This is a genomic window from Neobacillus sp. 19, assembly GCF_049463095.1.
In the GTDB taxonomy this organism is placed as follows: domain Bacteria; phylum Bacillota; class Bacilli; order Bacillales; family Cytobacillaceae; genus Neobacillus.
Window position 1 is genome coordinate 15655 of the sequence record NZ_JBMPZU010000030.1, and the last position, 15693, is coordinate 31347.

The following is a 15693-nucleotide window of genomic DNA, read 5'->3' on the forward strand; positions in this document are numbered from 1 at the left end:
CAAATAGAAATGTTTTATTTTGAGATTAATTGATTGACAATCTTATGTGAAACCGTGAAAGGATCAATATTTCCCCTTCTTACATTCTGAATCTGGCTCTTGATGAATTCATCTGTTTGAGTCAGTTCATCAACTTTTGTCGTTAGCAAATGTAAAACCATTTGATTTAATCTTGTTAGATTTCTTGTTTGCCGCTTCTCTTTCCATGAGCCTGAACGCAGCAAGAAGGATTGGTGATGATAAATTTGCTCTACTAATTCATTTATCCCTTCTTCTCTCGTTGCTACCGTTTTAAGGATCGGTAAATCCCAATCCTTTCTGGCAGATTCCCTTACCATTAATTTTAAATCTTTCACACTTTCATCAGCCCCTGGCCGATCCGCTTGGTTGATGACAAACATATCAGCAATCTCCATAATCCCGGCTTTTAATGTCTGTAAGGAATCCCCCAAACCCGGAACATTTACGAGGATGACAGTGTCAGAGACTTCCAAAACATCAAACTCTATCTGCCCTACTCCTACTGTTTCAATTAATATGAGGTCCATATCAAATGCACCAAAGACCTGGACAATATCAGCCGTTGAAGCAGCTAACCCACCAAGATTTCCTCTTGTTGCAAGGCTTTTAATAAATACATTCGGAAGTTTGGCAAGTTCTTGCATTCTTATTCGATCTCCTAACAGGGCTCCATTTGTAAATGGACTGGTTGGATCCACGCAAACCACAGCAATCTTTAAGCCTTGCGCAGCATATTGTTTACAAAGTTTACTGACTAATGTACTTTTCCCAGCACCAGGGGGACCAGTAATCCCAACAATATGGGCCTTACTTTCAATGGAGTAGCAGGATTTAAGTATTTCTGTGCTTTGCCCAGTTTGATTTTCTACTTCCTTCAGTATTTTCCCTAATGTGAGATTGTCTTTCTTCTCTAGCCATTTTGGCATTTTCCTAGTAGCCCTCCTTATTTAGAATTGGACTATTCAATCTTTTTTTGAATAATATCAGCTTGTGCACGAGTTAAATGCGAAGAAATGACTCGCTGTGCTTCCCCAGAATCCTTTTTCACAATTGCCTTGTAGATTAACCAATGCTCTTCCTGGAAACGTTTCAATATCTCCGGTGACCTTGATAATTCACTTCTAGTTGTTTTGATTTGTTCACCTAGCAAATCTGAAATCACCTCAACCAAAATTTGCAGCATTTTATTTTGCGAGGCAGACACAATGGATTGATGGAACAGAAAGTCATATTTAGCCTGTTCTTCTTCGTCCTCGTAACTTAATTGATCCATCTCTTTCAAAATGGTTTCGATTCTTTGTAGATCCGTTTCATTTCTTCTTTCAGCAGTAAATTTAACCGCTCCCATTTCCAAAATGGTACGAACTTCAAACAATTCATTCGTATTTAGCCCCTTTGAAATGGCAACTAATGACATGATATTTTTTAGGTTTTCCGGGTCAGCCTGCTTAATAATCGTTCCTTCACCCGATTTTCCCTCGATGATCCCTAAAACACTCAAAACCTTAAACGCTTCTCTGAGTGAGGAACGGCTGATTCCCATCGATTCAGAAAGCTCAATTTCGTTAGGCAGCTTCTGACCGATTTTCAGCTTTTTTGTAATTAACAGTTTCTTAATTTGATCTAACACTTCTTCAAACTTTTTCTTTTTATTAATAACAGTAAACATACAGATCCCTCTCTCCTTTTTTATGTATTGTCGGATTGTCAGACAAAGGGAGTAAACTTACGAACAACATTTTCTTATGTGATGGAATGCATTCATGAGATGTTTGTGTACCATAGCCTGAGAACAGCCGATCATCTTGGAAATCTCCGTCTTACTGTATCCTCTAAAATAATGAAGATAGATGACTTTACGTTGTTTTTCATTCAAGTAATCCATGTACATGTTCACCAAAATATTATTAATTGCCTGATCCTCTACACTTTGAGCTTTTGTTCTTAACTGTAAGAATGGTTCATTTTCCCAGTTGCTGCGATTTTTTTTGTATTCTTGATAAATTAATTCCTGCATCCCATAAACAAGGGCAAAGGCATCGTCCTTGCTAATGTCAAAGTGTTTCATCGTTTCTGAAATGGACGGGTCAGTTTGATGGCTGATCCAATAATCACTATGAAAGCTTTTATATTTTGGATACAGCTCACGAATCCGCTGCGGAATCACGATCATGTTTGAATTATTCGATCGTGAATAATTTCTTAATTCCCCCTGAATAGACAAGTAGGTATAGCTTACCCATTCATTCGGAGTAAGCGATAAATCCATCTTTCGGATTGCATTAAAAAGACCAATATAGGCGGATTGCAGCAAATCTTCCCATTCCACTTTATTAACAGCCATAAATTTCGCTGGGGACTTTGTATAATCCTTTATGACATACTTTACAAACTTGTTCGCTTCATCAGACTGTATGAATTCATTTAAGAAATTTTTATCTTCTTTTGCATAGGACAACATATTTTTATTTAGCAAAAACATAATTTTCTCTCCTATTTGTAAAAAGTTGGTCAAGAATTTAAATTTTCCCGCCACTATGATAATATGAAAGGGGGAGCGGTACTTGTCATGATTCTTGACCAACCAACTGCTATACTTTTAATCTAACACTTGGTTTGCGGAGACCATGAAACGTGTTAAGATGGCACCAATTAAGGCAAGTGCCGCACCTAAAAATAAAACATATTGCCAGGATCCTAAAGAAACAATTAAAAATCCTGTTAATGCAGGGGCAATGATGCCTGCGACTGTTCCGGAAGTATTCATGATACCGGATAAAGTTCCTGCTGTTTTCGGGCCAATATCGATTGGCAAGGTCCAAAACATCGTAAAGTTAATCCCTAAGCATGTTACTGATAGAGTAATATACGCAAGTGCAGCCCATTCATTCGGTGTATAGGCACCTAATGCCATAAAAATAGCTGTTCCTAAGAAGGAGATATACATAGGGATTCTTCTTGATTGTGTAAGAGAATATTTTTTTGACAAACGATCAGATAAGAGTCCGGCCACGTTCATCGCTATAAATGCGCCTAACCATGGGAGCGCACCATATATGCCCACCTTCAGCATCGTAAAGCCTCTTTCCTTCATGAAATAGGCCGGCAGCCAGGTCAGATATAAGTACCAATTGTAATTTTGAAAGAAATAGATCAAGGTAATTCCCCAGACTTCTTTTACACGAAATAGTTTTGACCATGGTATTTTGACATCCTTCGTTTCTTTAGCCGGACTGTCTTCCTTCATCTCTTCTAATTCTTCAGGAGTGATAAATGGATGGTCTTTTGGATTATCGGTGGCAATTTTCATCCAAATAATCGCCCAAATAATTCCTAAAGCACCAAAAAAGTAAAAGGATGCATGCCAATTAAATTTTGTTGTTAACCATGTAGTAATCGGTGCGGTAATCATGACTCCAATTGCCATCCCTGACATATTGAGACCCTGCCAGCGTCCTCTTGAATGAATCGGCGACCATTTGGAAACGACTGAGGTATGGGATGGGAAATTGACAGCTTCCCCCACGCCGAGTAAAAATCGAATAACCAAGATGGATGCAAAACTCCAGGCTAGAGGTGTAAGAATCGTAAATACTGACCAAAGTGCTACCCCAATCGCAAGGAATTTGACTCCGCCCCATTTGTCCGACATCCACCCTGCCGGAATTCCCAGCAAAATATAGCCGACAAAAAAGGCTGATGCAAGAAGTCCAAATTGTTGTTCGTTCCAGCCAAATTGCTCCATCATCGTGACGGCAACAATTGAAATATTAGAGCGATCAGTATAGGCAAGGACTGTGCTTAAAAAGATAAAAAACATGACAATCCAACGTGCCTTGATCTTCCTATTTATTTTCGGACCAGGAACTTTAACCTCTGTATTTCCTGACAGTGGTCTTGTCATAAAAAAGTACCATCTCCTTTATTCAATTATCCTTTGCCTTCTTAATAATCTACTATTCTTTTAATTTATGGTTCTATTTCCCTCCTTTACTAAAAAATATTGAAAGCGCTGACAATTGGTTGTGAAAATGATAATTATTGAAAGCGCCGACAAACGATGATCTAGGAATCATAAAAAGGTTTGTTTTTTGAAGTGTCTTGATGAACGATGCAGGATTCGTGATGGGAATAGATGCGGATAAAATTATGTAGGTTAATCCGTTTGTCAGACAAACGACCATTTATACTCTACATATTAAAGGGTTCAATATTATTTGTCAACTGAATATTCTAAATTTTTAGTCACCAGCAACATTCCTTAATCAACATAAAATAATTCTCGATTGAGTGTACTCAAAATTTCATAACCTGATTTGGTAATTAATATGTCATCTTCAATCATGACCGAACCTAGACCTGGTATCATAAATTTTGGTTCGATCGTTATCACCGCACCTTCTGGTAATGGCTGTGTAAAACCTAATCCTAAAACGGGATCTTCATCAATTTCTAAGCCAATGGAATGACCAATATAGCTGCCCCGGCTATTTCCTGTACCCATAAAATTTTCAAGCAGGCCCTGTTCTTTTGCTAATTGTTCGGCAAATAAATAGAGTTCTTCTCCCGTTACATCAGGTCTTATTTTATCAATTACACTTAAATGCAGCTCCACTAACCTATTCCATAAATCCATTTGTTTATCAGATGGTTTCCCTAAACAATAAGTACGAGCCATATCGGCATGATAACCTTCCTTGCAAATGCCATAGTCAACTACAACAAGATCCCCATTTTCAATTTTCCGTTTAGAGGCACCCCATGGTAAGCTTTCGCTCATGCCAACCCCTGTTACTGTCATCGCATGCCCAGAAACTTCCCAGGCATTTGGACCCGATGTCACGATGCCGCCGCCAGGCAAGCATCCATCCCAGCGTCGAAACCAAACCACTCCGTCCCCGCCATTTTTCCTTGCCGCATACTCCATACTGGCTGCCAGCTCATATTCGGTAATACCTGTTTTTAATGTTGATAAGATTGCCTTGTGGCCTTGCTTCCATAAATCAATAGAGTTTCTAATGCTCTCAACCTCAAAGGAATCCTTGATAAGCCTTTGCTGCATTATGATCTTCGATATATTGATAAATTCATATCCGTTTAAATTCTTTTGCAAACTTAAACCGATATTCGTTGGCAATACATCGGTTTGCACTCCTAGCTTACTACCTATTGGAGGCATACTATTTAACTCACCCAACATGGAAATCATATCTTTAAAACTATTTGCTTCAAATGTTTGGTCAATCCATGTGGCCTTTTTGGTCATTTCATGTGCTCTTCTTGTAAAAAGAATCGGATTTCCTTCATCTGAAATCCATAGATTTGTGGGCTGTGCAGTTCCTGCATAATAAAAAAGATCTCTCGGATTCATAATAAGGGCAGCAGCCACATTATGAAATTTTAATTTCCCTTGAAGTTCTTTCACTCGATTTTGATAGAGAAGCTTATTTGAATTCAAAGTTGTCACCATAACTACATCCTTTCCATGTGTGTTTGTCTGACAAACAAAAAAATAGGTAAGAGATTTAACTCCTCCTTTTTATCATTCTATTCATAATTATTTCATTTTTCAATCAATTATACCATCTATGTTCTTACAGTAAATATACCAATAAAATTTCTTTAAAAGAAAAGGCATCACATTCTTTCAGAAAGTTTTCTTTCCGAAAAATTGTGATGCCTTTTCAACTGGGATGTTTTGTTACTCCATATTCCTACATAAATTAGCCATTTCAATAGCGGAAACAGCTGCATCCCAGCCTTTATTTCCTGCCTTTGTTCCAGCTCGTTCGATTGCCTGTTCGATGGATTCAGTTGTCAGCACTCCGAAACTAATAGGAATCCCGCTAGCTAACGCTGTTGCAGAAACGCCTTTGGCTGCTTCGTTACAAACATAGTCAAAATGAGGTGTTGAGCCTCTGATGACTGTTCCAAGCGTAATGACCGCATCATACTTTTTACTATTTGCCATTTTTTGCGCGATTAGCGGTATTTCGAACGCACCCGGTACCCAGGCGATATCCACGTCGGCGTCATTTACGCCATGTCTTTTAAGAGCATCCTGTGCACCGCCCAATAACTTACTGGTAATAAATTCGTTAAACCTGCCAACAACAATTCCAACTTTTAATCCTGTGCCAACTAAATTTCCTTCAAAAATATTTCCCATGTTGATCACTCCATCCGCTTAATTTTGCGTGTTCATTTTCTAATATTGTAACAAATGCCCTAGTTTGTCGTGTTTCGTTTTTAAATAATTGGCATTTTCCTTACGCATTTCCATTTGCAGAGGCACCCGTTCGACTACCTCCAGATCATACCCTTTTAAGCCTTTTATTTTTCTGGGATTATTTGTTAATAACATCATTTTTTTAATCCCTAAGTCCTTCAAAATTTGTGCACCGATGCCATATTCTCTTAAATCAGCGCCAAAGCCAAGTTTTTCATTGGCTTCAACGGTATCGTAGCCTTCTTCTTGCAGTTTATATGCCCTTAATTTATTGAGCAGCCCAATGCCGCGTCCTTCCTGGCGCATATATAACAGAACTCCATTTTCGGCTTGATTGATTTGATTTAATGCGGCATGCAGCTGTGGTCCGCAATCACATCGGTATGATCCGAATACATCACCAGTCAGACATTCTGAGTGAACTCTGACTAAGACTGGAGTTTCAGGATTAATCTTCCCCTTTACTAATGCCACATGCTCTTTCCCATCAACTAGGTTCGAATATCCGACCGCCTTAAACGTGCCGAATTCTGTAGGTAAATCGATTTCTACTTCACGTTTAATCAGGTTTTCTGTTTTGTTCCGATATTCAATCAAGTCTTTAATGGTAATCATTTTAATGTTGAGTTCGTCGGCAATTTTTCGCAGCTGTGGGACCCGTGCCATTGTTCCGTCCTCATTCATAATTTCACAAATAACACCGGCCGGTTTGGCATCGCATAATCTGGCAAGGTCCACAGCGGCTTCTGTATGCCCTGTTCTTCTTAGGACCCCGCCCTTTTTGGCAACGAGCGGAAATACATGTCCGGGCCGTTTGAAATCTGCCGCTTTTGACTCCGGATCCAGTAAACTTAAAATCGTTGCTGACCGTTCAAATGCAGAAATCCCTGTGGTTGAAAATTTATGGTCAATCGTGACGGTAAACGCTGTCCCATGAGAATCCGTGTTATTCGAAACCATCGGCATTAAATCTAACTTTTGCGCTAATTCTTCTTCAATCGGAACACATACTAGTCCTCTGCCATGTGTCACCATTAAATTAATCACTTCCGGGGTAGTCTTTTCAGCTAGAGCGATAAAATCCCCTTCATTTTCGCGATCCTCGTCATCGCAAACAATAACCACCTTACCATCCTTTAAATCATTCAAGGCATCATCAATGGTATCAAACACCGCTATCACTCCTTTTTATTGGTTTATTTGCCAGTAACCCGCATTAATAAAATCCATTGTCTTCTAAAAATTTTTCCGTTATTCCAGATTTTCTTTTTTGCTGCGATTCACCTGTAAGGTTGTTGATAAAATGACCTACATATTTTCCAATCATATCGCATTCCAAGTTAACGATATCCCCTGAACCCTTTTTCCCCAATATCGTTTCCGACATGGTGTGTGGGATTAAAGAGATAGTAAAGCTATTCTCTGTTACTTCGAAAACAGTCAGGCTTGTCCCATCTACCGTAACGGATCCCTTCAAAATGACATATCGTAAAATTTCAGGAACCGCCTCAATTTCGTAATAAACCGCATTTTCCAATGCCTGTTTCCGTTTAATGATTCCTGTTCCATCAATATGTCCTGAAACAAAGTGACCGCCAAATCTCCCGCCAGCTGCCATCGCTCTTTCTAAATTAACCTGTGACCCCCGTTTAACAGTTTGCAAACTGGATGCTTTAACGGTTTCAGGCATCACATCAACAGTGAAGTGCTTAGCCGAAAAAGAAGTAACCGTCAGGCAAACCCCATTAACGGCAATACTGTCTCCTAGATGAACATCTTTAAGAATCTTTTTCGCTTCAATGGTGAGAACAAACGATGCCCCAGTCCGCTGGATATTCGAGAGCACGCCAATTTCTTCAATGATCCCGGTAAACATAATAGTTTTTTCTCTCCTTTAAAAAGGAATAATAAAGACCCTAAAGAAATCGTCTCTTTAGGGTCTTAAAAAATGGCAATAGGAAATAGAGGCTTAAAGATAGATATTTTTCGCCCTACCCTTAATCCTTGTATTCCTTCTCCCATCCAGACTTTAACTGTCGGCCCTGGAGTTTCACCAGATCCACCGTTTACCATACATGTTAAACGGGTCACGGACTAAGAAGCAAAAGCTTCATCACCGCCGGTTAGGAATTTCACCTGACCCCGAAGGAAATTATTAAATATATGATTACATCTTAGTACAATTCTTCTTAACAGTAAAGAAAACTGCATTTATTTGATTTTGTTCACATTTCATATTACCTATTCCTATTATTTATAGGTTTTAACAGGTACATAAATTTCAAAATGAAGATCGTCTAAGCCATTTTGCAGTTTATGCTCTTCCTTAAAAATTTCCAAACATAATGCATAATGATCCCGTTCATAACCATACTCCTCCATCCAGGCAAACAATCGGTTGTACGTTTCCAACACATTCTCAAGACTGCCTTTATGAACCGTGTTAACATAGTTTTTACCAGGAATCGTAAAACCAATCATACCTTCCGGGATCTCGTCAAGTTTTTCAACAGGCTTTGTTACGTAATACGTGAATTCTGTTTCCCTGCTATGAAATGGAGCGATTAAGAAAGGTTCCCTCGTCTGATGTGAAACCTCATTCAGACGTTCCCTCATTTTAGTAAAAAGCTCTGGAATCGTGCTCATTTCCGAGTATGTACCGTTCCACGAAATACCGACCACTTTTGTTTCTTCTCTTTTTATCACTTGGATACCCAAGCAAATCCCCCCTTTAATACAATCATATTTCTATTATTCTAATAATATCCCTTAAATTCCTGCTAATAAAATTCGACTAAATTTTTATTCTTCAATAGTTTTATACTGTAAAAAAAAGGCAATCTTACGTTTAGTATACCTATCTTACGTTATTTTAAAATACTTTGCTGCACATCAAAGACATTCCATAAGAAGGTTGCAAAAATAGCGGAAAAAACCCAAGCCAGCAGCGGATACTTATAATGGACAGCCAGTACAGAAAACATAACAAAACTAAATAAAGCGGATCAGCCCAAATTCCATCCATGTTTATGGACCAATGCCCCTAATTTTAAATCAGAAAATTCATTTATTGTATAGATCATCGTCCAAAAGAAAATATGCAGGATTTTTTTCCACATGTCCTTCGGCATATGCCCAAGAAAAATGCTAATTGTAACAGGATATTTAATTAACATAATCAGGATGGCAATATGAGTATGTTTAGCCCATTTTGTATCACTGCCAATTGGAACATACTCCCACATACTGTGCTTAAAAAACATAAATTGATAAACAAGATCCCCTACCATTAAGAATAAGAAAGTTGGATAATAGGCTTTCCAATTTTTCCAATCCCCCCATTTTATTGCTAAAATGATAAAAACCGCGCCGTAGACAACATTCAGACTCACTTGCAGGCTCCTTCACATCCTTCTTACCTGTATTTTTTCCAATTAATTGTAAATTTATTACAAATTTAAGAAAAACCAATAGACCGTTTGATATTCTCAAACGGCCGTAAACAATCTTATTTCACTTTTTGTGGCAATGCCAAATTCAAACCTTTGGCTACTCGCTCGCCATATTCCGGGTCTGCTTTGTAGAAATGCTGAATTTGACGCAGCTTAATATCCTCCCGTTCAACCGGCTTCATTGCTCCAACGATTGTCTCTACCAATCGAGACCTTTCTTCCTCTGTCATTAGACGGTATAGGTCGCCCGCTTGTGTGTAATGATCGTGTTGGTCATATGAAACCTGCTCTGCAACACCTGTAACCTGAAAGGCAGTTTGTTTATGTTCAGGTGCTTCTTTCGGACCGCCAAAGCTGTTTGGTTCATAGTAAACCGAACCGCCGCCATTATTGTCAGAACGCATCGCGCCGTCACGTTGATAATTATTCACTTCAACCTTTGGACGGTTAATCGGGAGCTGGTTATGATTCGTGCCTACACGGTAACGGTGGGCATCGGCATAAGCAAAAATACGACCTTGAAGCATCTTATCCGGTGATGCTTCGACCCCAGGTACCATTGTACCAGGTGAGAAGGTTGCCTGCTCGACCTCAGCAAAATAGTTTTCAGGGTTGCGGTTAAGCACCATTCGGCCTATCTCGATTAATGGGTAATCCTTATGCGACCAGACCTTTGTGACATCAAATGGATCAAAACGATACGTTTCAGCATCTTCGAATGGCATAATTTGCACATGAAGCTTCCATGCCGGAAAATCTCCATTCTCGATGGCATTAAATAAATCTTCTGTATGATAATCAGGATTATCACCTGCTAATTTAGCAGCAACATCAGGTGACATATTTTTGACACCTTGTTCAGCTTTAAAATGATACTTCACCCAAACAGTTTCCCCATTTTCATTTACCCATTTAAATGTATGACTGCCGTAGCCGTTCATATGCCGAAGTGTTGCCGGAAGGCCGCGATCACCCATTAAATAAGTAACTTGATGCAAGGATTCAGGCGATAGTGACCAGAAATCCCAAACAGCAGTTGGATTCTTTAAATGTGTTTTTGGATCCCGTTTTTGAGTATGAATAAAATCAGGGAACTTTATCGCATCACGAATAAAGAATATTGGTGTGTTGTTACCTACTAAATCGTAGTTCCCTTCTTCCGTATAGAACTTTACCGCAAAGCCGCGTGGGTCACGGACGGTATCTGCCGATCCAAGTTCCCCTGCAACCGTTGAGAAGCGAATAAACATTGGAGTGCGTTTACCAACGCCATTAAACAATTTTGCCTTTGTATATTGTGACATATCATTCGTCACTTCGAAATATCCATGTGCACCGGCACCTTTTGCGTGCACGACCCGCTCCGGCACACGCTCACGATTAAAGTGCGCCAATTTTTCTAATAAATGAACATCTTGGATTAAGGTTGGGCCCCTTGACCCCGCTGTCATTGAATTTTGATTATCACCAACTGGGGCTCCGTTTCCTGTTGTTAAATGTTTGTTGATATTACTCATTTCATCACCTCGTAAACTATTTTTAAAACTTCAACTAAATTATAATATAAATCTCATTAAAATCAATATTAAATTATAATAATTTTAATTTAATATTGATTGTTAACTGAATAACCTGTACCCACTATTACATAGGTATAAAAAAAGAAAGGACGATATTCCTAAAATCAGAAATAACGTCCTAAAAATTTTTGAGCATAAAAAAAACAAACTCCTGAACGGAGTCTGTTTTAATTGGCAGGTCTTATGATTTGCGAACGTTTACCGCTTGTGGTCCACGTTGTCCATTTTCAATTTCAAACGTAACCTCTTGACCTTCATCCAGGGTTTTATATCCTTCGCCTTGAATCGCTGAGAAATGAACGAATACGTCATCTCCACCTTCGCGCTCAAATGAATCCAAACCCTTTTTCACCGTTAAACCATTTTACTTTACCATGTTCCATTTCTTTGTAGCCTCCTAGCATGTAACAATTACATGATTTTGCAAAATATACTTGCCCAATTATTTTTGCCAATATGATTCAAGCATATACTAAATTTATTTCTTAAAATTTATATTTCTTTAAAATACCTTCTTCATAGCACCCATTTATGGATGGCTTGTGCCACCCCATCCTCTTCATTTGTGGCCGTTATCCAATCTGCCGCCTCCTTCACAACATCTTGGGCATTTCCCATGGCAACACCAAGACCTGCCTCTTTAATCATCATTAAATCGTTCCTGCTGTCGCCAACGGCCATCACATTTTTCATCTCGATTCCAAGACGGCTGCAGACAATGCTCAGCCCTTTTGCTTTATGAATACCCAGCGGATTTACTTCAATATTGTTCAACGTCGAATTACTGAGCTCGAATTCGCCCCTTGCCTCAAGCTCCTTTGTGATGAGTTCGCGGGTTGCATCATCATCGATATTAAATCCAAATTTTAACCATTCAAGTTTATGGATATCTTCCGGCATTTCATCATGAAAGTTTCGCTCTGTACTAATGGCCCAAAACTTTGTTTTATGCTGTTTGGTTAGCTCCCACATCCACTCGATTAATTCCGATTTCACTAAATTCCTCTCGACTATTTCACGTTTTTCATCCCAGATTTCACTGCCATTTACCGTTACTAAATATGATGTCAGCTCCAATGCATCGGCATGTTCCCGGCTGGTCGTTAATGAACGGCCCGTACTAAGAACGACAAATACTCCTTTTTCCTGGGCAGCTTTGATTGCCTGGCGATTCGCTTCAGAGATCTGTCCTTTGTTATTTAATAATGTTCCATCCATATCAAGGGCGACTAATTTGATGTCATAATCATTTTTGAAATTCTCCATATGTAAAAAATATCTCCTTTCACTTGATCACTTATCATAGCGTACACTTTTGAATACCGTTTTTCAAAGATATCAACTTTCATTTCAGTTTACATAATATTTTTATAGGTAATAAAAAAAGGACCTGCACCAGGCAGAATCCTTTCAAAACCATTATTGCTGCTGAAATTGAACACGGTGAAGGTTGGCAAAAATACCGCCTTGTTCGATTAATTCATCATGACGGCCTTCTTCTGCAATTCCTTGCTCTGTGACGACGACAATCCGATCAGCATTACGGATAGTCGCCAGCCTATGGGCGATGATCAGTGTCGTTCTGTTTTGCGCCAGCTCTGCCAACGCTTCTTGAATGACCATCTCCGTTTCCGTATCAAGAGCGGATGTTGCTTCGTCTAAGATTAAAATGGGTGGATTCTTTAAGAACATTCGGGCGATAGCAATCCTCTGTTTTTGACCGCCGGAGAGCTTTAAGCCGCGCTCCCCAATTTGGGTATCATAGCCGTCCGGCAAGGATGCAATAAATTTTTCGAGGTGTGCTCGTCTGGCAGCATTCGCAATTTCCTCATCTGTTGCATGCTGTTTTCCATAAGCGATATTTTCACGAAGTGTTCCGGTAAATAAAAACACATCCTGCTGCACAATCCCAATTTGTGAACGTAATGATTTTTTCGTAATATTCCGGATATCAAGTCCATCGATCGTTATCGCACCCTCATTCACATCATAAAATCTCGGAATCAAGGAGCAAATCGTTGTTTTTCCTGCACCGGATGGCCCGACAAATGCCACTGTCTCACCAGAACGAATATCCAAATTAATCTTTTCCAAGACCGATTTATGCCTGTCGTAACAAAATGAGACTTCATTGAAAACGATATTACCCTTCAGGGATGCCACTTCAATCGCATCCTCTGTATCCTTTACCTCCGGCTCATTGTCAATCATCTCTATGAAACGCTTGAATCCAGCCATACCTTTTGGATACAGCTCCATAATCGCGCTGATTTTATCGATTGGTTTAAAGAGGACATTGACATAGAGAATAAATCCAACTAATTCACCATATGACAGTTGCCCGGAAAAACTTAAGAATGCACCATAAACAAGTACAATAATTGTAATCAATCTTGTCATCATATAGATCCCCGACAGACTGTAGGACATCACACGATAGCCGCCAAGCTTCGCACCGCGGTATTTTCGATTATTCTTTTTAAATCTAGCAATCTCAAACTCTTCATTTGTAAACGATTGAACCACACGGCTTCCTGAGACGCTATCCTCAACACGTGCGTTTACGTCTGCGATGCTTGAATACATTTGACTCCACGCCTTGTTCATTTTTAAATTACATACAACCACAAGCAGCATTAAAAATGGCAGAATGATAATAGCGACAAGCGATAGTTTTACATTGATTGTCAACATAATCCAAAATGCGCCGATAAAAGTCATAATTGCGATAAAGACATCCTCTGGTCCGTGGTGGGCGAGTTCACCGAGGTCAAAGAGATCATTCGTTATTCTACTCATGATATGGCCGGTTTTCGTATTGTCAAAAAAACGAAACGATTGCTTCTGGACATGCTCGAATAATTCTTGACGCATATCCGTTTCAATATTAATCCCGAGTTTATGGCCCCAATAATTTACAATAAATTGTAAAAAGGTACTTAATAAGTAAACAAGAAATAGTCCAATACTGACAGTGACAATCGCTTTCCAATCTCCCCCAGGAAGTAAATCATCAATAAACCAGCTAACAGCAAGCGGAAATGCTAATTCAAGAACAGCAACGACCACTGCGCTGGAAAAATCTAAAATGAACAGCTTTTTATGCGGGCGATAATAAGAAAAGAAACGCCGAATCATATGTAATCTCCTTTTTTCTAAGATAGCAGTAATAGGATTATATGAAAAATATGTGAACAATTTCAAGTATTTTGAAAATATATAAGATAAAAAAACACTTGCTCGCTGCAAGTGCATGATCTTTTAAAAGATATGAGATATTTGCGCTTTTCTCAATGATGGTGATGTCCGCCTTTTGATGGATTAATGATCAGCCATTCCTCTTTTGGGACATGGAAAAATTGAATCCAGACATCTTCAAGATATTCATTATTTTTCTCAATAATAAAGTCAATTTCCTTATCAGATGTAACCACTGCGTCTTTATCTGTCGGAGTATCAAGCTTCAAGTCATAGTGTGCATGATCTCCGTGAATGCTTGTAACATAAATACGGAACAGTTTTCCTTGCGCTTCTTCTTGTTCCAGCATTTTTTTCAATGCTTTTGCAGCATTTCGATTAAGTTTAACCTTCATTTTGCCTCTCCTCTGCATATGTATTCCGTAATATTATCCCACGATTATGCAATAATAGACAGTTTTAAACAGACAAAACCAGAAATGTCACAATTTGTCCTTTTTTACTTAGGATTATTTTTTCTTTTTGTTTTAACCAATTGGTAGCCGATAAAGGCGACATAAAGCGGGATGGCGACGTATATGAAATATGGAAATCGATATTGTTCTTTTTTAAAGACAATGTATATGGCATATCCTAAAAATAATGTAATGATAATTCCATATTTCGGCAAAGGAATATCCTTAAGACTTGGGATCTTGATCGTACTAACCATCAAATAGCAAAGTGCAAAGAAGGCAATGACAAAGATGAAATCGGGCATTTTGCCATGAAACAATGTTAGAAGTGTTAACAAACCTCCTGCAGCTGTAATGGGTACACCAGTAAAATATTTTAATGAAGATTTCACAGCATTTATATTAAATCTTGCCAAGCGATAGGCCCCGAATAATGGAAAAAGTCCAGCTACCGCCATCCCGACTTTTCCAAATGAAGCAAAATAGGAATAATAGGCCATCATCGCAGGGGCGACCCCAAAGGTTACGATATCCGCTAAAGAATCCAATTCTTTCCCCAATTCGCTTTCCACACGGAGCATTCTGGCAATACGGCCATCCATGCTGTCGAGCATCATGCCAATTAAAATCAGAATAGCAGCGTTTTTGTAATCCCCCTGCGCCGAATACATCACGGATAAAAAGCCAAAAAATAGATTTGCAAGAGTAAAAAGGTTAGGAATACTGTTTCTAATAATATGTATCACTCCAAAAATTAA

15 protein-coding genes, 1 pseudogene and 1 riboswitch are annotated in these 15693 nt (G+C 38.9%); all 16 genes and pseudogenes read right to left on the reverse strand.

Annotated features, from left to right (window positions below; all coding sequences use genetic code 11):
* Positions 1–14: 14 nt before the first annotated feature.
* A complete protein-coding gene (gene meaB / locus ACO1D1_RS07535) occupies positions 15–947 on the reverse strand; it encodes a methylmalonyl Co-A mutase-associated GTPase MeaB (RefSeq protein ID WP_149869858.1) in 933 nt (310 codons plus the stop codon).
* Positions 948–979: 32 nt separating this feature from the next.
* Positions 980–1690, reverse strand: a complete 711-nt coding sequence (locus tag ACO1D1_RS07540) for a FadR/GntR family transcriptional regulator (RefSeq protein WP_149869857.1) — start codon at positions 1688–1690, stop codon at positions 980–982.
* Positions 1691–1747: 57 nt separating this feature from the next.
* The gene (locus ACO1D1_RS07545; protein ID WP_149869856.1) at positions 1748–2503 is read right to left on the reverse strand and encodes a sigma-70 family RNA polymerase sigma factor; all 756 of its coding nucleotides are present in this window, start codon (positions 2501–2503) and stop codon (positions 1748–1750) included.
* A 117-nt stretch (positions 2504–2620) separates the two neighbouring features.
* Positions 2621–3925, reverse strand: a complete 1305-nt coding sequence (locus ACO1D1_RS07550) for an MFS transporter (protein WP_149869855.1) — start codon at positions 3923–3925, stop codon at positions 2621–2623.
* A gap of 357 nt (positions 3926–4282) precedes the next feature.
* Positions 4283–5446 carry a M24 family metallopeptidase gene (locus ACO1D1_RS07555; RefSeq protein WP_423335462.1) on the reverse strand — a complete coding sequence of 388 codons (1164 nt, stop codon included), beginning with the start codon at positions 5444–5446 and terminating at the stop codon, positions 4283–4285.
* Between the two features lie 276 nt (positions 5447–5722).
* Positions 5723–6190 carry a 6,7-dimethyl-8-ribityllumazine synthase gene (gene ribE, locus ACO1D1_RS07560; RefSeq protein WP_149869853.1) on the reverse strand — a complete coding sequence of 156 codons (468 nt, stop codon included), beginning with the start codon at positions 6188–6190 and terminating at the stop codon, positions 5723–5725.
* Positions 6191–6229: 39 nt separating this feature from the next.
* Complete coding sequence (locus ACO1D1_RS07565; protein WP_149869852.1) at positions 6230–7423, reverse strand: bifunctional 3,4-dihydroxy-2-butanone-4-phosphate synthase/GTP cyclohydrolase II; 1194 nt, start codon at positions 7421–7423, stop codon at positions 6230–6232.
* Between the two features lie 43 nt (positions 7424–7466).
* Positions 7467–8126: a riboflavin synthase gene (gene ribE / locus ACO1D1_RS07570; protein ID WP_149869851.1), complete on the reverse strand. Its 660-nt coding sequence runs from the start codon at positions 8124–8126 to the stop codon at positions 7467–7469.
* 130 nt (positions 8127–8256) lie between these two features.
* A riboswitch (FMN riboswitch) is annotated at positions 8257–8404 on the reverse strand.
* A gap of 96 nt (positions 8405–8500) precedes the next feature.
* Complete coding sequence (locus ACO1D1_RS07575; protein ID WP_190284865.1) at positions 8501–8968, reverse strand: GyrI-like domain-containing protein; 468 nt, start codon at positions 8966–8968, stop codon at positions 8501–8503.
* Between the two features lie 287 nt (positions 8969–9255).
* A complete protein-coding gene (locus tag ACO1D1_RS07580; protein WP_149869849.1) occupies positions 9256–9642 on the reverse strand; it encodes a CBO0543 family protein in 387 nt (128 codons plus the stop codon).
* A gap of 116 nt (positions 9643–9758) precedes the next feature.
* Positions 9759–11219 carry a catalase KatA gene (gene katA / locus ACO1D1_RS07585; protein ID WP_149869848.1) on the reverse strand — a complete coding sequence of 487 codons (1461 nt, stop codon included), beginning with the start codon at positions 11217–11219 and terminating at the stop codon, positions 9759–9761.
* Positions 11220–11463: 244 nt separating this feature from the next.
* Positions 11464–11665: pseudogene (locus ACO1D1_RS07590) on the reverse strand (cold-shock protein).
* Between the two features lie 133 nt (positions 11666–11798).
* Positions 11799–12548 (reverse strand): Cof-type HAD-IIB family hydrolase, encoded by a 750-nt coding sequence (locus ACO1D1_RS07595; protein WP_149869846.1) that lies wholly within the window; start codon positions 12546–12548, stop codon positions 11799–11801.
* A gap of 153 nt (positions 12549–12701) precedes the next feature.
* Positions 12702–14420 carry an ABC transporter ATP-binding protein gene (locus ACO1D1_RS07600; RefSeq protein WP_149869845.1) on the reverse strand — a complete coding sequence of 573 codons (1719 nt, stop codon included), beginning with the start codon at positions 14418–14420 and terminating at the stop codon, positions 12702–12704.
* 152 nt (positions 14421–14572) lie between these two features.
* On the reverse strand, positions 14573–14875 hold the full coding sequence (locus ACO1D1_RS07605; protein ID WP_149869844.1) for an iron-sulfur cluster assembly accessory protein: 303 nt from the start codon (positions 14873–14875) through the stop codon (positions 14573–14575).
* A gap of 104 nt (positions 14876–14979) precedes the next feature.
* Positions 14980–15681: a CDP-diacylglycerol--serine O-phosphatidyltransferase gene (gene pssA, locus ACO1D1_RS07610; protein ID WP_190284864.1), complete on the reverse strand. Its 702-nt coding sequence runs from the start codon at positions 15679–15681 to the stop codon at positions 14980–14982.
* Positions 15682–15693: the final 12 nt, after the last annotated feature.